At 60.2% G+C, this 19848-nt stretch carries 15 protein-coding genes and 4 tRNA genes; 7 read left to right on the top strand and 12 right to left on the bottom strand.

Translation table 11 applies throughout. The features are described 5' to 3' along the window. The first annotated feature begins 117 nt into the window (after positions 1 to 117). A protein-coding gene (locus JNO51_RS12770; RefSeq protein ID WP_215777831.1) for an IS3 family transposase occupies positions 118 to 1337 on the top strand; the annotation gives its coding sequence in 2 pieces (ribosomal slippage) (positions 118 to 460 and positions 460 to 1337; 1221 coding nt in all). Between the two features lie 269 nt (positions 1338 to 1606). Here the strand turns inward: JNO51_RS12770 and trfA are convergent. The 3 genes from trfA to JNO51_RS12755 all read right to left on the bottom strand — a co-directional run bounded on the left by trfA (position 1607) and on the right by JNO51_RS12755 (position 3428). Next, the gene (trfA, locus tag JNO51_RS12765; protein ID WP_215777828.1) at positions 1607 to 2539 is read right to left on the bottom strand and encodes a plasmid replication initiator TrfA; all 933 of its coding nucleotides are present in this window, start codon (positions 2537 to 2539) and stop codon (positions 1607 to 1609) included. Beyond that, entirely contained in the window at positions 2536 to 2856 is a 321-nt protein-coding gene (locus JNO51_RS12760) for an AlpA family transcriptional regulator (protein ID WP_215777826.1), read from the bottom strand. Before JNO51_RS12760 ends, trfA begins: the two co-directional genes overlap by 4 nt. A gap of 496 nt (positions 2857 to 3352) precedes the next feature. Next, a tRNA-Ala gene (locus JNO51_RS12755) sits at positions 3353 to 3428 on the bottom strand. 192 nt (positions 3429 to 3620) lie between these two features. Here JNO51_RS12755 and JNO51_RS12750 point away from each other — a divergent pair. From JNO51_RS12750 to JNO51_RS12730, 5 genes are all read left to right on the top strand, one after another. After that, positions 3621 to 4850 carry an aspartate kinase gene (locus JNO51_RS12750; protein WP_215777824.1) on the top strand — a complete coding sequence of 410 codons (1230 nt, stop codon included), beginning with the start codon at positions 3621 to 3623 and terminating at the stop codon, positions 4848 to 4850. 47 nt (positions 4851 to 4897) lie between these two features. After that, a tRNA-Ser gene (locus tag JNO51_RS12745) sits at positions 4898 to 4990 on the top strand. 10 nt (positions 4991 to 5000) lie between these two features. Further along, positions 5001 to 5077, top strand: a tRNA-Arg gene (locus JNO51_RS12740). A gap of 6 nt (positions 5078 to 5083) precedes the next feature. Beyond that, a tRNA-Glu gene (locus tag JNO51_RS12735) sits at positions 5084 to 5159 on the top strand. 169 nt (positions 5160 to 5328) lie between these two features. Further along, on the top strand, positions 5329 to 6516 hold the full coding sequence (locus tag JNO51_RS12730; RefSeq protein WP_215777821.1) for a diguanylate cyclase: 1188 nt from the start codon (positions 5329 to 5331) through the stop codon (positions 6514 to 6516). On the opposite strand, the gene JNO51_RS17510 is transcribed toward JNO51_RS12730, so the two are convergent. From JNO51_RS17510 to gpmI, 8 genes are all read right to left on the bottom strand, one after another. Continuing rightward, positions 6506 to 7630, bottom strand: a complete 1125-nt coding sequence (locus JNO51_RS17510; protein ID WP_215777819.1) for a methyl-accepting chemotaxis protein — start codon at positions 7628 to 7630, stop codon at positions 6506 to 6508. The two genes, JNO51_RS12730 and JNO51_RS17510, sit on opposite strands and share 11 nt — an antisense overlap. A 157-nt stretch (positions 7631 to 7787) precedes the next feature. Beyond that, positions 7788 to 9452 carry an energy-dependent translational throttle protein EttA gene (gene ettA, locus JNO51_RS12720; RefSeq protein ID WP_215777817.1) on the bottom strand — a complete coding sequence of 555 codons (1665 nt, stop codon included), beginning with the start codon at positions 9450 to 9452 and terminating at the stop codon, positions 7788 to 7790. Between the two features lie 49 nt (positions 9453 to 9501). Next, positions 9502 to 11559 carry a polyphosphate kinase 1 gene (gene ppk1 / locus JNO51_RS12715; RefSeq protein ID WP_215777814.1) on the bottom strand — a complete coding sequence of 686 codons (2058 nt, stop codon included), beginning with the start codon at positions 11557 to 11559 and terminating at the stop codon, positions 9502 to 9504. 61 nt (positions 11560 to 11620) lie between these two features. After that, the gene (locus JNO51_RS12710; RefSeq protein WP_215777812.1) at positions 11621 to 11896 is read right to left on the bottom strand and encodes an oxidative damage protection protein; all 276 of its coding nucleotides are present in this window, start codon (positions 11894 to 11896) and stop codon (positions 11621 to 11623) included. A gap of 86 nt (positions 11897 to 11982) precedes the next feature. After that, a complete protein-coding gene (gene argA, locus JNO51_RS12705) occupies positions 11983 to 13290 on the bottom strand; it encodes an amino-acid N-acetyltransferase (protein WP_215777809.1) in 1308 nt (435 codons plus the stop codon). A gap of 106 nt (positions 13291 to 13396) precedes the next feature. After that, positions 13397 to 14812, bottom strand: a complete 1416-nt coding sequence (locus JNO51_RS12700) for a S41 family peptidase (protein ID WP_215777806.1) — start codon at positions 14810 to 14812, stop codon at positions 13397 to 13399. Between the two features lie 23 nt (positions 14813 to 14835). Then, positions 14836 to 16137 carry a murein hydrolase activator EnvC gene (locus JNO51_RS12695; RefSeq protein ID WP_215777804.1) on the bottom strand — a complete coding sequence of 434 codons (1302 nt, stop codon included), beginning with the start codon at positions 16135 to 16137 and terminating at the stop codon, positions 14836 to 14838. Next, positions 16134 to 17654: a 2,3-bisphosphoglycerate-independent phosphoglycerate mutase gene (gpmI, locus tag JNO51_RS12690; protein WP_215777801.1), complete on the bottom strand. Its 1521-nt coding sequence runs from the start codon at positions 17652 to 17654 to the stop codon at positions 16134 to 16136. The genes JNO51_RS12695 and gpmI overlap by 4 nt, the downstream gene beginning before the upstream one ends. A gap of 105 nt (positions 17655 to 17759) precedes the next feature. On the opposite strand from gpmI, the gene JNO51_RS12685 reads away from it, so the two are divergent. Further along, the gene (locus tag JNO51_RS12685; RefSeq protein ID WP_252346082.1) at positions 17760 to 18056 is read left to right on the top strand and encodes a helix-turn-helix transcriptional regulator; all 297 of its coding nucleotides are present in this window, start codon (positions 17760 to 17762) and stop codon (positions 18054 to 18056) included. Between the two features lie 97 nt (positions 18057 to 18153). Here the strand turns inward: JNO51_RS12685 and xseA are convergent, their stop codons facing one another. Further along, the gene (xseA, locus tag JNO51_RS12680; RefSeq protein ID WP_215777798.1) at positions 18154 to 19509 is read right to left on the bottom strand and encodes an exodeoxyribonuclease VII large subunit; all 1356 of its coding nucleotides are present in this window, start codon (positions 19507 to 19509) and stop codon (positions 18154 to 18156) included. Positions 19510 to 19848: the final 339 nt, after the last annotated feature.

Here is a 19848-nt window from a genome sequence, read left to right as displayed (position 1 = left end):
AACACAATGTTTGCGGACTACTCTGGATTGTGTGGCGGAGCTCATTTTGGACGAGCCCCCTGAAACATAGGACACCGATTCCCGCTTAGAATAAGGGATAGGTTTAAGGCTATGTTTATGACTAACACCAACAACAAGACAGACGTGCTCGGACCCGAGCGTCGTCGCCGCTGGAGCATCGAGGAGAAGCAGGCCATCGTTGCCGAGAGCTTCATGCCCGGCCAGTCGGTTTCCCTCGTTGCCCGCCGTCATGGGCTCAATCCCAATCAGCTGTTCAAGTGGCGCAAGCTTTATCAGGAAGGCAGCCTATCGGCGATTGCCGCGGGAGAAGAAGTCGTGCCCGCCTCTGAATTGGCTTCTGCCATCAAGCAAATACGCGAACTACAGCGACTCCTCGGCAAGAAGACGATGGAGAACGAAATCCTCAAAGAAGCCGTGGAAATCGCCCGCGCAAAAAAGTGGATTGCGCGCTCACCCTTATTGCCGGGGGAAGACCAGTAGCACCGGTCTGTACCTCGCTGGGGTTGGCGCGTTCGAATGTGATTCGCCGTGTGTCGCGTTCTGCCGATTGGCGGGATGGGCGTTCCTGTCGCTCGACCGACGATAGTGAGCTGGTCGAGGCAATTCGGGCCGCGATTTCGCCGCTGCCCAGCTACGGCTACCGCCGGACTTGGGGGGTGATTCGCCGGCAGCGAGAGGCCGGTCACTTGCCGCCGGTCAACGTGAAGCGCGTTTATCGCGTCATGCGCCAGCATGGTCTGCTGCTTCAGCGGCGGATCAAGCAACCAGGCACCCCGCGGCGCCATGATGGTAGGGTTGCTGTTGCCGACAGTAATCGCCGCTGGTGCTCTGACGGCTTCGAATTTCGCTGCGATAACGGCGAAAAGCTGCGTGTCGTGTTTGCGGAGGACTGCTGCGACCGTGAAATCATCAGTTGGACAGCCTCGACCGGGGGCTACACGGGCGACATGGTTCGAGATGTCATGTTGGAAGCTGTTGAGAAACGCGGCATTCAGTTGGGCATCTCGCCCGAGGTGGAATGGCTGAGCGACAATGGTTCGAGTTATATTGCCGCCGACACGCGGCTGTTTGCGCGAGAAATCGGCCTCAAGCCGTTAACCACGCCCGTCTGCAGCCCGCAGAGTAACGGCATGGCGGAAAGCATGGTCAAGACGCTGAAGCGGGACTACGTCGGCCATATGCCGAAACCGGATGCCCACACGGCCTACCGGAATCTGGCGATTGCCATTGAGCACTACAACGAGTTTCACCCGCATAGTGCGTTGAAATACCGCTCTCCACGAGAGTTTCGACGCCTGGCGGCTTCATCAACTTAAGCGTTGATCGGTGTCCTGTTATACGGGGGCAAATCCACATTTAAAAATGATTAAAAGCGGATTAGCAAGTAGTTTGGTGTCGTGGGAATGCCCGCCTGGTGTGGCACTTGGACCCGCTAGGATGTGGCGGGGCCCGTTGCAGGAACGGTATCCCCCCGTTGCGGGAACGGCACTCCCACGTTGTAGGAACGGCACCACCCCGTTGCAGGAACGGCATTCCCCCGTTACAGGAACGGTATCGCCTCGTTGCGAAAACCATACTTTACCCGCTACGAGTTGATATCAAATCTACGGCGTGCTTTCGTTTCTGCTGCTGTAAATTTCTTGGCAAGGTGCCGTCGCTGGCTAGCGCTGGCTGCTTTTGTAACGTGCACTAGGTCTCTATCTACGCAAATCGTGTAGCAGAACTCCTCGCCAAACGATCCACAGGTCCTACTAATGGCATCGAGAGCTTTTCGTAGATTTTCCCTAAAGTGATCTAAACGTTTAGTTTCACTGCCGCTTAGCTTGCGTAATGTCTCGACTTTGATGGGATACGGCCTGGCATGGCTTGCGTAGAATCCGTATAGCCACTGCGCTAACGGTTTTCTCTTCAAGGCGTGGCGTATTCCCCATTCAATCCGAGTGAACTGATCGGGCGCGAACAAGCTTCCCAATTTTGGATTCAAGGCTATGATCCAGCCCCTCGTTTTTTCGTCTTTGTATGCCTGATCGAGCAGACCGCCGATGTAAATATGCTGGCCCTGCCTTATCTCGACAGCATTTGCCCGGAGCCGTGTTAGTCGCTCAACAAGTGTCCCTCTATTTTTGCCGCTGTCGCTCAGACCTGAAAGCTTTAGCAATGCATAAGATGACACCCGGCAGGATTCGCCAATCTTGTGCAAGCGCGCTACATGAAGGACGTTCTCATAGGTTTCCAGATCATCCTGATCGAGGCGTTGTCCGGTGTAGAAAATCTCGATGCCATCCGGTGCAGCAAGCCGCTCTCGCTCCAAGTAGTGCCGGCTGTTGGCTACACCGAACAGAGCTGATCGAAGTAGTCCATTAGGTACATCTCGGACAGACTCAGGCCACAGTGGAAGCTGCCCTGTTTTCTCGCATGACAATTTGACTTGATTACTCGCCTCTGAATTCCGGCGCCTCTGTGTCCGCTTTGCGTGCTCGAGAACCTGGGCGAGCAGCTGTTGTACGCTATCGCTCATTCTTGGCCTCCAGCAATGCGCTCACGCCCGAGTTGCTCTTGTTTGGTAGGGCGGCCTCTGCGGCGTTTTGCTGGCGGGCTGACAGGTTGTGCTGCGGCGAGCCACTCTAGCACATCCTTTTCGAACCACACGAGGCGGCGGCTATGTGGAAACTTGAACGGTCGGGGGATGAGGTGCTTGTACTTTTCGTTGGTCGTGCAGGTGCGGATTGTCGTTACGCTTTTGCCGATGATGGCGGAAACCTGTTCAATGAATAGAATACGCGGAGCAGCAGAGGAGGTTACAGCTTCTTCCTGATGGGGGGTAATGGCAGACATGGGAGACTCCAAGCCATTGACTCCAGACACGGCGAAGCCATGTCCCTGGCGTGGCGGCCCACCGAGGAGTAGTCAATGGTTGGAGAGGCTAGCCCATCGATGGGCTAATGTGCTGTTGGATAGCTTCTCAGCGGAAGCTGGCCCAGCGAACGGTCCTGCACTTTTGCTCCACGCTTTGATCCGCCTTGGAAAACCCATTGAGGGTGGAGAGCTATATGCCGGCGAGGTCCTGCCTCAGATGCCTGTCCTGCTTCCGATTGGCCTCACAAACAACCTGGAGCAAGCATATGACTGGTTATCCGTTTATTTAATCCAGTCATCGTGGATGGCGGCATGAATCCATCTAGCATTAACAATAATGTATAGCAACGTGGAGTATAGGGTCAAGCAGGGTGGGGCCATTATTGGGCCACTGATGTTGCAGAATTACTCTAAATTGGCATTCATGCCAATAAAGAGTTGTACTGATAACTAGTTGATTTACTAGGGGTGTTGATGGTGGACCGAAGGAGGATCGAACTCCCGACCTCTGCATTGCGAACGCAGCGCTCTCCCAGCTGAGCTACCGGCCCGAAGAATGGCATAAATTCTAAAGAGGCCGCTCTGGGCTGACAAGTTTGTTCCCGCCTTTTCAGAGTGATCCGTGGCCTGCTGTTGCGACGCAGCAGAAAATGCCGGATATGCCGCCATGCTGCTTGCTTTTCTTGTCCGCTTGCGGCATTAATCGAAGCTCGACATTCCACAAAATTCAAAAGACAAAGAGCATGGCACTAATCGTACAAAAGTACGGGGGCACGTCAGTCGGCACCACGGAGCGTATCAAGAACGTGGCTCGGCGTGTCGCCCGTTGGAAGGCACAGGGGCATGATCTGGTGATCGTGGTGTCGGCGATGAGCGGCGAGACCAATCGCCTTATCGCCCTGGCCAATGAGATCCAGGCGCAGCCGGACCCTCGCGAGCTGGATGTGGTGGTGTCCACCGGCGAGCAGGTCACGATCGGTTTGCTGGCCATGGCACTGCAGGAGATCGGTGTTCCCGCGCACAGCTATTGTGGCTGGCAGGTGCGGGTCACGACCGACAGTTCGCATGGCAAGGCGCGTATTCAGTCCATTGATGAAGAAGAGATCCGCAGCGATCTGGCCGCCGGCAAGGTGGTGATCGTGGCCGGCTTCCAGGGGGTGGATGAGCTGGGGCATATCACCACACTGGGGCGCGGTGGTTCGGATACCTCGGCGGTGGCGCTGGCGGCGGCCCTGGGGGCGGAGGAGTGCCAGATCTATACCGACGTGGACGGGGTGTATACCACCGATCCGCGTGTGGTGCCGGAGGCGCGCCGGCTGAAAACCATCACGTTTGAAGAAATGATCGAGATGGCCAGCCTGGGCTCCAAGGTGCTGCAGATCCGCTCGGTGGAGTTTGCCGGCAAATACCGCGTTCGCCTGCGGGTGTTGTCCAGTTTCGAAGAGGACGAAGGTGAAGGTACGCTGATTACGTTTGAGGAAGATGAGAATATGGAAAAGGCAGTCGTGGCAGGCATCGCATTTGACCGCAATGAAGCGCGCATCAATGTCAAAGGGGTGCCGGACAAGCCGGGCATTGCCTACCAGATTCTCGGCCCGATTGCCGACGCCAATATTGAAGTGGACATGATCATTCAGAATGTCGGCGAAAACGGTACCACGGACTTTTCCTTTACCGTGCCGCGCGGCGAGTTCCAGCGTTCGCTGACCATTCTGCGCGATGTGCAGGCTCATATCGGTGCCGCCAAGATTGATGCCAATGACAAGGTGGCCAAGCTGTCCATCGTTGGTGTCGGCATGCGCTCGCACTGTGGGGTCGCATCGACCATGTTCCGTACCCTGGCGGAGGAGGGCATCAACATTCAGTTGATCTCCACGTCGGAAATCAAGGTGTCGGTGCTGGTGGATGAAAAGTACCTGGAATTGGCCGTTCGCGTGTTGCATAAAGCTTTTTCCCTGGATCAGGAAGATTAAGGCTTGACAGAGGGAGCGGCATTCCTTAATATCGCAACCCTCTGAACGGAGAAATGGCCGAGTGGTCGAAGGCACACCCCTGCTAAGGGTGCATACGGGCAAAACCTGTATCGAGGGTTCGAATCCCTCTTTCTCCGCCAGACCTCCCGCGCACCCGTAGCTCAGTTGGATAGAGTATCTGGCTACGAACCAGAGGGTCGGGCGTTCGAATCGCTCCGGGTGCGCCACTCCTGGTCCCCATCGTCTAGAGGCCTAGGACATCGCCCTTTCACGGCGGTAACCGGGGTTCGAATCCCCGTGGGGACGCCAAGGACCGGTTAGTATTCAAGAAGCACCTGATCTCGTCAGGTGCTTTTTTGTTTTCTGCGCCCGGTTGCCTTCCTTATGCATCTGCATCCCATATGATTGTTTTGAATATGCCTATGTTCTTTTTATCTAGCTGTGGATAAAATGAAATGGACTCTTCGCTGGAATGACGATGTATCTCGCTAATCTGCTATGGCAATGGTTGCTCGGCATGCTGCCGGGGGAAGTCGAGCCGAATGAAACCGGCTGGCTGGTCAGCCCGCGCCTGCACATGCCGTTGATCGTGTTCCGGCGTGCCCAGATGATTCTCAATCGGGTGCGGCTGTTTGCTTCGCTGTTTGCAGTGCTGACGCCGCTGTGGGTGGTGGTGGATATGGTCACGCTGCCCTTGTCGCTGTGGCTGCGCCTGGCGCTGCTGCGTCTGGTGGCCACCTGTGCGTTTGTCGCGCTGGTGGTGCTGCTGCCGCGCAATGGGCGCATGCGCCATGCCTATCGTGCCATGGTGGCGCTGTTTGCCATTCCGACGGTGTTCTATCTGGTGTCGCACATGTTGCTGGTGGATCAGCACTTGCAGGGTGCGGCGGCCGCGATGAGTGCCGGTTATGCTTTCCTGCCGTTTGTGTTGCTGGCGGGTATGGCGATTTTCCCGCTGACGTTGATCGAGACGGTGTTGTTTTCGCTGGCGGTGCTGGCGGCCAATATGGTGGCGTATGCCTTTAACTGGCATGAGGTGAATTTGCCGTCTTTTGGTGCGCAGCTGTGGTTGCTGGTGTTGCTGGCGGGGGTGGGCAGTCTGGCCAGTCTGAGTCAGCTGGCTTTCATTATTGCCCTGGTGAATCAGACGATTCACGACCCGCTGACCGGCATGTTTTCCCGTCGCAGCGGCGAGGAGCTGCTGGCGCTGCAGCAAAGTTATGCCCGGCGCCACAATACGCCGCTGTCGGTGGCATTTGTCGATCTGGACAGTTTCAAGAAGATCAATGACGAGTATGGGCACGAGGCCGGCGACCGGGTGTTGCAGCAGGTCAATCGCTCGATTTCGCGCAGTCTGCGCCATGGTGACATTCTGATTCGCTGGGGCGGCGAGGAGTTTTTGCTGCTGATGCCGAATACCGATATGCAGCAGGCGCGTCAGGCGCTGTTGCGGGTGCTGGAGAATGGGCTGGGACGGCGGCCGGATGGTTCGCTGCTGACCTGCAGCATCGGGCTGGCCGAGCGGCAGGCGGATGGCCTGGAGGACTGGCATACGCTGGTGGAGTTCGCCGATGTCCGTATGTATCAGGCCAAGCGCGATGGCGGCAACCGGCTGGTGACGGCAGCGGAGCAGCGTCAGGCCGGTGCCTTGCAGCTTACGCCTTGATCATGTCCTGCAGCTGGCGGGCGACTTTGAGCGTGGTGGCGGATTCCTGCTCGGCGGAGTAGGCGATATGGGTCACGGCGTCTCGCAGTGCGACCAGCTCGTCCACAATTTTGGTTAATGCCTCTTCGGCGCGGCGGAAGTCCTGTTCGGTGGTTTCCACTTTTTGCCGTCCGTCTTCAATCACGGCCACGTTTTGCTTCACCTCGCGCTGGATGTCGCCAATCATGGTGGAGATCTCGCCGGTGGCTTTGGCGGTGCGTTCGGCCAGTTTGCGTACTTCGTCGGCCACCACGGCAAAGCCGCGTCCCTGTTCGCCGGCACGGGCGGCTTCGATGGCGGCGTTCAGTGCCAGCAGGTTGGTCTGGTCGGCAATCTCGCGAATCACGTTGACGATCTGGCCGATGGTTTCCGAGCGTTTGCCGAGTTCTTCGAGGTTCTGTGCCGTCTGGCGCACCATGTTGCCGACGCCGTTCATGCTCTGGCTGGTCTGGCTGAGGATGTCGACGCCGGTGTGGGTCTCGGCCAGCATGACGCTGGCGGATTCGGAGACGGAGGCGGTCTGTTCGGCGACTTCGTTGATGCTGTGGCCGAGGCTGGTCATGCTGCCGGAGACTTCGGCCACGCGGCTGCGCAGGTCGCTGCGGTGGCTGTCTTTGTCGGCCTCGAGGGCGCGGGCGCGTTCTTTGGCGGTGACGTCCATGAAGGTGGCGAGGAAGCAGTCGATTTCGCCGGGGCGTTCGCTGTGCCAGAGGGGTTCCAGCCGGGCTTTGAAGATCAGCTCGCCGATCTGCATCAGGGCTTCGTGTTCGCTGATGCGGCGCGCCTTGAGGTCGGCAAACAGTGAGCGGCTGCGTTGCGGGTCCTGGTGGAGTTGGTGGATGCTCTGGCCGAACGCGTTCTGCACGTCGTGGCCGTTGTTGAGGTGACGGTTGAGGGCTTCGCGGTGCTGGTTGAAGGCCTGGCGGGCGGTACGGTTCATGTAGAACACCAGGTTGTCCTGGCTGTTGTCGGCCAGCATGACCAGGTGGTCTGACAGGTCGAGTACGCTTTTCAGGCGTGCCAGCTCGGTACGCTCCGCACTGGTGTTGTCCCGCTGTTTGCCCCATCCGAACATGTTCACTTCTCCTGGTTTTTGGTTTTCTGACAGTTTCCCGGACGCATTGATTCATATTACGACATCTGCGTGGCTTCGCAGGTCATGACATGCGCATTGTGGTGCGGAAGTGCAAAAAAAGCAGCCGCGAGGCTGCTTTGGGTGGCTTCGGTGTCGATCAGCGGGTGATCGGCTTGTAGCGGATGCGCTTGGGTTTGGCGCCTTCTTCGCCCAGGCGCTTTTTCTTGTCGGCTTCGTATTCCTGGTAGTTGCCGTCGAAGAAGGTCCATTTGGAGTCGCCTTCGCAGGCCAGGATGTGGGTGGCGATCCGGTCGAGGAACCAGCGGTCGTGGCTGATGACCATGACGCAGCCGGCGAATTCGAGCAGGGCGTCTTCCAGGGCGCGCAGGGTTTCCACGTCGAGGTCGTTGGAGGGTTCGTCGAGCAGCAGGACGTTGCCGCCGGCGATCAGGGTCTTGGCCAGGTGCAGGCGGCCGCGCTCACCGCCGGAGAGCTGGCCGACGATTTTCTGCTGGTCGGCACCCTTGAAGTTGAAGCGGCCGATGTAGGCGCGCGACGGGGTTTCGTAGCGGCCGACGGTCAGCAGGTCGTGGCCATCGGCGATTTCGTCGAAGACGGTCTTGTTGGCGTCGAGCGAGCCGCGGCTCTGGTCGACATAGGCCATTTTGACGGTCGGGCCGATCTTGACGCTGCCGCTGTCGGGTTGTTCCTGTCCGGCCAGCATGCGGAACAGGGTGGACTTACCGGCGCCGTTGGGGCCGATGATGCCGACGATGGCGCCGGGCGGTACCTTGAAGCTCAGGTCGTCGATCAGCAGGCGGTCGCCGAAGGCTTTGCTGACGTGGTCGAATTCGATGACTTCATTGCCCAGGCGTTCGCCGATCGGGATGAAGATTTCCTGGGTTTCGTTGCGGCGCTGGTATTCCTGGCTGGACAGCTCTTCGAAGCGGGCCAGACGGGCCTTGGACTTGGCCTGGCGTCCCTTGGGGTTTTGCCGCACCCATTCCAGTTCTTTCTTGATGGCGCGCTGGCGGGCGGATTCGCTGTTTTCTTCCTGTTTCAGGCGGGCTTCTTTCTGGTCGAGCCAGGAGGAGTAGTTGCCCTTCCAGGGGATGCCGTGGCCGCGGTCGAGTTCGAGGATCCATTCGGCGGCGTTGTCGAGGAAGTAGCGGTCGTGGGTGACGGCGACCACGGTGCCGGGGAAGCGCACCAGGAATTGTTCCAGCCATTCGACGGATTCGGCGTCGAGGTGGTTGGTCGGCTCGTCCAGCAGCAGCATGTCGGGTTTGGACAGCAGCAGGCGGCACAGGGCGACGCGGCGTTTTTCCCCGCCGGAGAGATGGCCGATTTTGGCGTCCCAGTCGGGCAGGCGCAGGGCGTCGGCGGCGATTTCCATTTGCTGGTTGGCGCTGCCGTCGCTGGTGGCCAGGATGGCTTCGTATTTGGCCTGTTCGGCGGAGAGGAAGTCGAAGTCGGCGTCGGGTTCGGCGTAGGCGGCGTAGATCTCGTCGAGTTTTTTCTGCGCCAGCATGACGTCGCCCAGGCCTTCTTCGACGGCTTCGCGGACGGTGTGCTCGGGGTTGAGTTCCGGCTCTTGCGGCAGATAACCGATCTTGATGCCGGGCATCGGCGTGGCTTCGCCTTCGATTTCTTTGTCCAGGCCGGCCATGATGCGCAGCACGGTGGATTTGCCGGAGCCGTTCAGGCCGAGCAGGCCGATTTTGGCGCCGGGGAAGAAGCTGAGCGAAATGTCCTTGATGATCTGCCGTTTGGGCGGGACCACCTTGCTGACACGCAACATCGAAAATACGTATTGAGACATGTTTATCTGCCGAAAGCTAAGTCAGAAAAAGAGGGATTTTACCACGCGGTCAGCGGGTGTATTCCTCGAGCAGGGTATCTTGGGCGCAGCGTAAGCGGCCGCGCACGTTTTTGCGCCGGTAGCTGCCGTCGGGCTGCATTTCCCAGGCGTTGACGTTGTCTTCCAGGTAGAGGCGCAGGGCTTCCTTGATCAGGCGGCGCTTGAGTTTGGGGTCGATGATCGGCACGCAGCTTTCGATGCGGCGGAAGAAGTTGCGGCCCATCCAGTCGGCACTGGCGATGTAGAGGTTTTCTTCGCGGTCGTTGTAGAAGTAGAACACGCGCGGGTGTTCGAGGAAGCGGCCGACGATGGAGCGTACGGTGATGTTTTCGGACATGCCGGGGACGCCGGGGCGCAGGGCGCAAACGCCGCGCACGATGAGCTGGATTTTGACGCCGGCCTGGCTGGCGCGGTAGAGCGCGGCGATGACCTGCGGGTCGAGCAGGGCGTTCATCTTGGCCATGATCTGGGCCGGGCGGCCGGCTTCGGCGTTCTGGATTTCGCGCTCGATGGATTCGAGGATCATGCTGTGCAGGGTGAAGGGGCTCTGGTGCAGCAGGTGCAGTTTGCTGGCGCGGCCGAGGCCGGTGAGCTGGACGAAGATGTCGTTGACGTCGCTGGCGACTTTTTCGTTGCAGGTCAGCAGGCCGAAGTCGGTGTACATGCGCGCGGTGCGCGGGTGGTAGTTGCCGGTGCCCAGATGTACGTAGCGTTTGAGGCCGCGTTCTTCGCGTCGTACCACCATGAGCATTTTGGCGTGGACTTTGTAGCCGAAGACGCCGTAGACCACGTGGGCGCCGGCATCTTCCAGCAGGGAGGCCCAGCTGATGTTGGCTTCTTCGTCGAAACGGGCCATGAGTTCGACGACCACGGTGACTTGTTTGCCGGCGCGGGCCGCGGCGATCAGCGAGTCCATGAGGACGGAGTCGGTGCCGGTGCGGTAGACGGTCATCTTGATGGCCACCACTTGCGGGTCGGTGGCGGCCAGGTTAAGCAGGTCGATGACCGGCTGGAAGCTCTGGTAGGGGTGGTGCAGCAGGATGTCGCCCTGGCTGATGGCGTCGAATAGTCCGACTTTTTTCTCCAGTTGCGGTGGCAGGCTGGGGATGAAGGGTTTGAATTTAAGGTCCGGGCGGTCGACGAGGTCGGGCAGGGACATCAGGCGTACCAGGTTGACCGGGCCGTCGACGCGGAAGACGTCACGCGGGTCGAGGCCGAACTGGGTCAGCAGGAATTCTTCCATATGGGCCGGACAGGTGTCGGCAACTTCGAGCCGGACGGCATCGCCGAACTGGCGGTGGCGCAGCTCGCCTTGCAGGGCGGTGCGCAGGTTTTTCATGTCTTCCTCTTCGAGGTTCAGTTCGCTGTTGCGGGTGACGCGGAACTGGTAGCAGCCCTTGACCGTCATGCCGAGGAACAGTTCGTGCACGTGGGAGTGCAGGATGGAGGAGAGGAAGACGAAGGTGTGGCGGTGGCCGTCGCTGATTTCTGCCGGTAGTTTGATGACGCGCGGCAGGATGCGCGGGGCCTGGACGATGGCGATGCCGGACTGGCGGCCGAAGGCGTCGCGGCCTTCGAGTTCGACGGCAAAGTTCAGACTCTTGTTCAGCACCTTGGGGAAGGGGTGGGAGGGGTCGAGTCCGATGGGGGTGAGGATGGGCAGCAGTTCGCGGTGGAAGAAGTCTTTGACCCACTCTTGCTGCTCGATGGTCCATTCGTTGCGGCGCAGGAACTGGATGTTTTCTTCGCGCAGGGCCGGGAAGATGACTTCGCGCATGACGCCGTATTGTTCGCGGATCAGCTGGCGGGCGGCGGCGCAGACTTTGGCCAGGCATTGTTCGGCGTTGCTGCCGTCGGCGAGGATGCGTTCGGGGGTGTGCTCTTTGACTTCCTTGAGCCAGGCGACGCGGACTTCAAAGAATTCGTCCAGGTTGGAGGAGACGATGCAGAGGAATTTCAGTCGCTCTAGCAGGGGCAGTCTGGGGTCTTCCGCCTGTGCCAGGACGCGGCGGTTGAATTCGATCAGTCCCAGTTCGCGGTTGAGCATGGTTTCTTCTTGGTTTGCCATGGTGCAGTCCGTGCGGAAGTCAAAAAGAAAAAAGCCCAGTATACCGGGCTTTTATTATGTTTCATTGACCTGCTGGTGGAACGTACCCAGTTGGGGTATCGGCACCCTCGCCAAAGAAATAGGCTTCCAGCTGTTGCGACAGGTATTGTCGCGCACGCTGGTCGGCCAGGCTCAGGCGGTTTTCGTTGATCAGCATGGTCTGGTAGCGAATCCAGCCTTGCCAGGCTTCTTTGGAAACGTTTTCGAAGACGCGCTGGCCGAGCGGGCCGGGCAGCGGCGGGAAATCCAGACCATCGGCTTCACGGCCGAGCTTGATGCATTGAACTGTGCGTGCCATTGAAAATCCTTGATTCAGTTAAATCAGTTATGCCGGCTATTGTGGCATATCCGGTCATCGGCTCCAACCTTGATGTGGGTAGGGGCTCACAGGGTTTTCACGAAGACTTTGGAGCGGCGTTGCTGGTTGTAGAGCTTTTGTCGGGTCTCCGGCAGGGCGCTGGGGGGCTGCTCGCTGAAGCCGCGCTCGATGAACCAGTGGGCGGTCTTGGTGGTGAGGACGAATAGTGAGCTGAGTCCCTGGGTGCGTGCCTGGTATTCGACGTGGTGCAGCAGCATTTCGCCAAAGCCGCTGTTGCGGCGTTCGGGCGAGACGGCCAGGCAGGCGAGTTCGGCGGTTTCGGCTTCGTGGAAGGGGTGCATGGCGACGCAGCCGTAGATGCGGTTGTCGTGTTCCAGCACGGTGTAGCGGCCGATTTCCATTTCCAGGTGTTCGCGGCTGCGGCGGACCAGGATGTTTTGTTCTTCCAGGGGGCGGATCAGTCCCATGAGGTCGCCGATGTCGTCGATGTTGGCCGGGCGCAGTTTGACCAGCGGGTCGCGGGCGATCATGCTGCCGGCGCCGGCGGAGGTGAAGAGTTCGGTCAGCAGGGCGCCGTCGTCGCTGTCGCTGACCAGGTGGGCGCGGGTGACGCCTTCGCGGGTGGCGCGCACGCTGTAGGGCAGGTAGAGCCGGGCTTCGTCGTTGAGGTTGCCGGTGGCGAGCAGTTCTTCGGCCTGCTGGGCGGTCATGTTGTGGATCAGTTCGCCATCCTGGTTGAGGACGCCGATGCCTTCGATGAGGAAGATCAGTTTTTCGGCGCGCAGGGCAATGGCGGTTTCGGTGGCGACTTCTTCCATGGTGAGGTTGAAGGCTTCGCCGGTGGGGGAGTAGCCGATGGGCGACATCAGCACCAGGTCGCCGTTGGCCAGCCAGGAGTGGATGGCCTGGGTGTCGAGGCGGCGGACCTGGCCGGTGTATTGCATGTCGACGCCGTCGACGACGCCGAGCGGTTGTGCGGTCAGCACGTTGCCGCCGACGACGCGCAGGTGGGCGCCGTGCATCGGTGAGTTGGGCATGCCGGTGGAGAGGGCGGCTTCGATGTCGAGTCTGGCCAGGCCAACGGCCTGTTTGACGACGTCGATGGTGTCGTCGTCGGTGATGCGGCGGTGGTGGTGGAACTGGCGGTTCAGCCCGTGGCGTGCCAGCAGTTTGTCGATTTGCGGGCGGATGCCGTGCACCAGAACCACGCGCACGCCGAGGCTGACCAGCAGGTTGATGTCTTGTGCCAGTTGCGGGAAATGGCCGTTGTCGACGGTCTCGCCACTGATGGCCAGCACGAAGGTTTTGCCACGAAAGGTGTTGATGTAGGGGGCTGCCTCGCGAAATGGCAGCGCAAACTGGTGAGACAACATGATGCCCGGCTCCGACAGTGGGGTAGTGGTAAAAATCCAGGCCGGGGAGAGCCTGCGCACCCCGGCCTGACGGATCTGACTGCAGCCTGTCGGCGCAGTCGCGGTTTTACTGGCTGGCGGCTTTCTTGACCAGCAGTTGTTGTACTTTCAGGGTGTTGAGTGCCTGGCTCAACTGGTAGTCGCTGGACGGGTCCGGTACGTCGCCGTTGACCTGGGCGCGCGGCGGCTTGCTGCTGTCCGGGGCGGTTTTGGGCGCCGCTGCGGGCTTGGGCTGGGCTGCCGGGGTCTTGTCGTCGCCGTTCGGGTTGGCCAGGTGGCCTTCCAGGTCGGCTTCGCGCACGGTGAAGGCGCGGTAGGCGGAGTCACCATCGTCGGCCAGGATGTCGGGGGTGATGCCCTTGGCCTGGATCGAGCGTCCACTCGGGGTGAAGTAGCGCGAGGTGGTCAGGCGGATGCCGCCATCGTTGGACAGGGGCAGGATGCTTTGTACCGAGCCCTTGCCGAAGGTCTGGGTGCCGATGATCAGGGCGCGTTTGCTGTCCTGCAGGGCACCGGCGACGATTTCCGAGGCGGAGGCGGAACCGCCGTTGACCAGGACGACCATCGGCACCTTGCGGGTCTGCGGCGGCAGTTTGGCCAGCGGGTCGCTGCCATCGGCGTTGGCGTAGTTGGCCAGGTTGGCGGTCAGGTGCATCTTGGAGTCGGCGGTGCGGCCCTGGGTGTAGACCACCAGGGTGTCCTTGGGCAGGAAGGCGGCGGCGACGCCGACAGCGCCATTGAGCAGGCCGCCGGGGTCGTCGCGCAGGTCGAGGACCAGACCCTTGAGGTCGCCCTTGTTGCTGGCGTACATGCTCTGGATGGCGTTGGCCAGGTTTTCCGCGGAGTGTTCCTGGAACTGGGTGACGCGCACATAGCCGTAGCCGGGTTCGAGCAGTTTGAACTTGACGCTCTTGGTGCGGATGATGGCGCGCGTCAGGGTCAGGACGATCGGTTTGTCGGCATCTTTGCGTGCGATGGTCAGGGTGACTTTGGAGCCGGGTTTGCCGCGCATGCGCTTGACGGCGTCGTTGAGGCTCATGCCGCGGACCGGGGCGTCATCGATTTTGACGATGTAGTCGCCGCTGCGTACGCCGGCTTTTTGGGCCGGGGTGTCTTCGATCGGCGAGACGACTTTGACCAGGCCGTCTTCGGCGCCGATTTCAATGCCCAGGCCGCCGAATTCGCCCTGGGTTTTTTCGCGCAGGTCTTTGAATTCGTCCGGGGTCATGTAGTCGGAGTGCGGGTCCAGACCGGTCAGCATGCCTTTGATGGCATCGTTGATCAGTTTTTTGTCATCGACCGGCTCGACGTAGTCCTGCTTGACGCGACCGAAGACCTCGGCAAAGGTCCGCAGTTCGTTGAGCGGCAGGGTGGAGAGGTTGTTGTCTTTTTCTGCAAAGGCTTGCAGGCTCAGGGTCAGCACCCCGCCCGCCAGGGCGCCGGCACCCACCAGGGCAATTTTTTTCAGGCGATGACTACTCATCAGGAATGACTCTCCGTTTGTAGTTAATGCACCCAGGTAAGCGGGTTGATTGGCTTGCCCAGATATCGTATTTCAAAGTACAGGCCAGCTTCGCCGCTGTCCAGTGCCCCGGTGCTGCCCAGGCTGTCGCCTGCCTTGACTGCATCACCGACACCACGTCCGATGGCGGACAGGCCGGTATAGACGGTCAGGTAGTTGCCGCCATGGTCGACGATGACGGCGTTGCCGAAGCCGCGCAGGGCATCGGCGTAGACGACGCGGCCATCGGCGACGACATGCACGGCCTGGCCGCGGCTGGCATGGATGAAGACGCCTTTCCAGGTGGTGCCTTCGTTGCGCATGCTGCCGAAGCGGCCGGCAATTTCGCCGGTGACCGGCAGTTTCATGCGGCCTTGCAGGCTGCGGAAGGCGCGGCCGGCATTGCTGTCGTCTGCGGCGCTGTCGACGGTTTCGACCGGCACCTGGCTCTTGGCGACTTCCGGCACCGGCTTGCCTTGTTTCTGGGCTTCGGCGGCCAGTTTGCGCCGGCGTTCGTTTTCTTTGCGGGCGGCTTCCTGACGCGCCTTGAAGGCGGCTTTTTCTTTCGCCTTGCGTTCGGCGATCTGCTGCTGGATCTTGCGGTTGATGTCGGCAATCAGGTCGGTCAGCCGCTTCTCATCTTGCTTGAGTTTCGCCAGCTGATCCTGACGGTTCTGGATTTCGTTGCCCAACTGGTTGACCTGTTGCTGCTTGCTGGCCTTGGCCTGCTGCAGTTGACTCTTCTCCTGCGCCTTGCGGGTGCTCATGCTGACGATGACGTGCAGCTGCTGTTCCAGTTGCTCGGCCAGTTGCGCCAGGGTGGCCTGGCGCTGGTTCAGGTCGGCGATCAGTTTTTGTTGTGCGCGGGCAATGTACTGGTAGTACACCATGTCGCGCGAGGTCTGATTGGGGTCTGAACCGTTGAGCATCAGCTTCATGGCGTCGTGTTCGCCGTTGCGGTATTGCCGCGCCAGCATTTGCGCCACTTTCTGCTGTACCAGGGCGACCTGTTGCTGGGCGTCCCGGATCTGCTTTTCCAGGTCTGCCAGCCGGGCGGAGGAGGCGTTTTGCTTTTTGCCCAGCTGGTTGAGGACCTGGTTGGTCTGCTGGATGGCGACTTCGGACTGCTGGATGGCGGTCTGCGCCTGCTTCTGGACGGCCTGTTTCTGGGCGATGTCCTTTTGCAGGGTGTCGATTTGCTGACGCACCGCCTTGAGGTTTTTCTGCTGCGGGGCGGTGCTCAGGTTGTTGCTCGCGGCCCAGGTCGGGCCGGCGAGCAGCAGGAGGAGGAGAAGAGTACGTTTCACTGGAAGTCGATCAGGGATTCACCGGTCATTTCTGCGGGTTTGTCGATGCCCATCACGGCCAGCATCGACGGCGCAATATCCTTCAGCGCGCCACCCTGGCGGATGCGGGCATGGCGGCCGATATACAGGAACGGTACCAGATTGGTCGTGTGCTGGGTATGCGGTTGCTGGTTGATTTCGTCATACATCTTTTCGCAGTTGCCGTGGTCGGCACTGATGATGACTTCGCCACCGGCGGCCAGCATGGCTTCGACACAGCGGCCGATGCAGGCGTCCAGGGTTTCGACGGCTTTGACGGCGGCGTCGAAGACACCGGTATGGCCGACCATGTCGCCGTTGGCAAAGTTGCAGACGATGGCGTCGTATTTGCCGCTGGCGATGGCTTCGACGATGTGGTCGGCGACTTGCGGTGCGCTCATTTCCGGCTGCAGGTCATAGGTGGCGACTTTGGGGGAGGGCACCAGGATGCGGTCTTCGCCCGGGTAGACCTGCTCTTCGCCACCGTTGAAGAAGTAGGTGACGTGCGGGTATTTCTCGGTTTCCGCGATGCGCAGCTGTTGCAGGCCAAGGCCGGACAGGTATTCGCCGAAGCCGTTGTGGATGGTCTGCGGGGCGTACAGCGTGGGTTGCGGGAAGTCTTCGCCGTAGCGGGTCAGGGTGGCGAAGTAGCCGAACTTGGGCTGACGGTGTTTGAAGCCGTCGAAGGCCGGGTCGGTGAGTGCCGTGACCAGTTGGCGCGCGCGGTCGGCGCGGAAGTTCATGAAGATCACGCTGTCGCCATCGGCCATGACGGTTTTGTCGCCGATCGAGGTCGGTTTGACGAATTCGTCGTTTTCGCCGCGGTCGTAGGCGGCCTTCAGGCCATTCAGGCCGGTGTCGCTGTGGAATTCGCCTTCGCCGTCGACCAGCAGGCGGTAGGCGGTTTCGACGCGTTCCCAGCGTTTGTCGCGGTCCATGGCCCAGTAGCGGCCGGTCATCGAGGCGAGGCGGGCCTGGGGAATGGTGGCCAGCACGGCGTCGAGGCGTTCCAGGTAGAGCTTGGCGCTTTGTGGCGGGGTGTCGCGGCCGTCGAGGAAGGCATGGACGGCGATGCGGGCCACGCCGGCTTGCTGGGCGGCGCGCAGGACGGCATGGATGTGGTTTTCGTGGCTGTGTACGCCGCCGTCGGACAGCAGGCCCATGATGTGCAGGGTGCCTTGCTGTGCCTGGCGGAAGGCGGCTTGCAGGGTCTCGTTGCCGGCAAAGCTGCCGTCTTCGATGTCGCAATCGATGCGGCTGATGTCTTGTTGCACGATGCGTCCTGCCCCGATGTTCAGGTGGCCGACTTCGGAGTTGCCGAACTGGCCGCGCGGCAGTCCGACATAGTGGTCGGAGGCCTGAATTGTGCCAAATGCATACTGATCGCACAGCGATTTCCAGTTCGGCATGGCAGCGTGCAGGATGGCATTGTCATCGCCTTCCGGGCGATAACCGAAGCCATCCAGGATTAACAACATTACGGGTGTGGGTTTTTTCATGATATTGGCAATCAGAATATTAGAAATTCTTGATGGATGGCGATTTTATGTTTACTATTGTACCGTATATCGCATCAGAAAAATGACTACATTAGGAGTAATACCTTGTTGTTCAACAACGACCAGATCGAACAGTCTTCGCGCGCGATGAAGGCCATGTCGCATCCGCTGCGCCTGAAGATCATCTCGGTGCTTGGGGATCAAGAGGTCAGTGTTCAGGATATTGTCGAACAGGTAGGCACGTCACAGAGCAATATTTCGCAGCACCTCGCCATCATGCGCGACAAAGGTGTGTTGCGGACGCGCAAAGATGCCAACAGGGTGTATTACCGGGTGGGTGATATCCGGACACTCGAAGTGCTGAAAATGATGCGCGAAGTGTTCTGCGGTTTCGGCGACTGATTTTCCTGTTCGTGACGGCGCGAACCTGCGGGTTCGGCCAGTACGGGCCACGTCCAGCGTGGCCCGTTGTCTTTTCTGCGCGCAGTATCCGGCCGTGTCAGAACGGCAGTTCGGGTTGCTGTGCGATCTTGAGATCGACGCGTACGTCGGTCTGCCCCTCTGCCAGCTGTACCTGCAGGCGCTGTCCCTGACGCAGGTTGTGGCTGCTGCGCACGACGATACCCTGTTCTGTCTGCACGATGGCATAGCCTCGCTGCAGGACGGATTGCGGGTTGTAGGATTCCAGCAGGCCGGCCTGGTTGAGCAGGGTTTGTTGTCGGCGTTGCATGCCGGTCTGCATGGCGCGTTGCAGTGCGGCGGCCTGTTGCGCCAGGCGTTGTTGGCGCGTTGCCAGGGCGGGACGGTTGGCTTGCAGGCGGTTTTGCAGGCGTTCCACCTGCATGCCGTAGCGCTGCATGCGCATTTGCAGGCGTTGTTGCAGTTGTTCGGCGAGGTGGCTCAGCTGGCGAGCCTGTTGGCGCAGGCGCTCGCCCGGGTGGCGCAGGCGTTGTGCTTTCAGGTCGAGTTGCTGTGCCTTGTGGCCGAGTTGCCGGTCGAGGGCGCGGCGCAGTGTCTGCTGGCTCTGGTCGAGCTGGCGTTGCAATTGGTCGCGACTGGGGGCGGCCAGTTCGGCTGCGGCGGTCGGGGTGGGGGCGCGCAGGTCGGCAACAAAGTCACTGATGGTGAAGTCGGTTTCGTGGCCGACGCCGCTGATGACCGGGATAGGGCTCTGGCTGATGGCGCGGGCGACGATTTCTTCGTTGAAGGACCACAGGTCTTCGATGCTGCCGCCGCCGCGGCAGACGATCAGGACGTCGACTTCCTGGCGTTGGCCGGCGCTGCGGATGGCCTGGGCGATTTGCTGGGCGGCGCCCTCTCCCTGGACCTGGGTGGGGTAGAGGATCAGGGGCAGGCCGGGCATGCGGCGTCGCAGGGTGGTGACGACGTCGCGCAGGGCAGCGGCGGCGGGGGAGGTGACGATGCCGATGGCGCTTGGCAGAGAGGGGATCGGGCGTTTGCGTTCGGCGGCGAACAGGCCTTCGGCGCTCAGTTGTGCCTTGAGGCGTTCGAAGGCTTCGAACAGTTTGCCGAGGCCGGCCATTCTGACGGTGTCAACATTGATCTGGAATTCGCCCCGCGCTTCGTACAGTGAGGGGGTGCCGCGCAATTCGACTTGCTGGCCGTTGCTGAGCCGGAAGGGCAGGGTGGCGACGCGGCCGCGGAACATGACGCAGCGTACCTGGGCGCCGGCATCTTTGAGCGAGAAGTAGGCGTGGCCGGAGGCGGCGATGGTCAGGTTGGAGATTTCGCCGCCGATCCATGCGGCAGGCAGGCCGGATTCGAGCAGATCACGGGCCAGGCGGTTCAAGGTCGAGACGCTGATGACGTCACTGGCCAAAGGGGGAAATGGCATTTTGTCAAGTCATCCACAGCAGTTGACAAAGCACGATTTTATCTGAAGACATCGTGCAAAATCGGTGAAAATATCCGGAGTGATTGGTAAAAAACCAAATAAAATCAAATCGTTGCGTTGACATTATCAAATCATTCTAGATGATGCACCGACTTGGTGTGTTCGGTTTTTCGGGGTGGATTTTTCAATATTATCAACAGGTTTATCCACACCGTTGAAGCCGCGCTTTAATTGTTTGTCAGCGACCGGTGCATTGTAGCAGTCAGTGCTGGTGGCCGGTATCTTTGCAACAGTCTGGCAAGAAAAACGGCCGCGATTCGCGGCCGTTTGCGTGTTGCG

The organism is Paludibacterium sp. B53371 (assembly GCF_018802765.1).
Lineage (GTDB): Bacteria > Pseudomonadota > Gammaproteobacteria > Burkholderiales > Chromobacteriaceae > Paludibacterium.
This window is presented reverse-complemented; position numbering and strand designations above follow the sequence as displayed.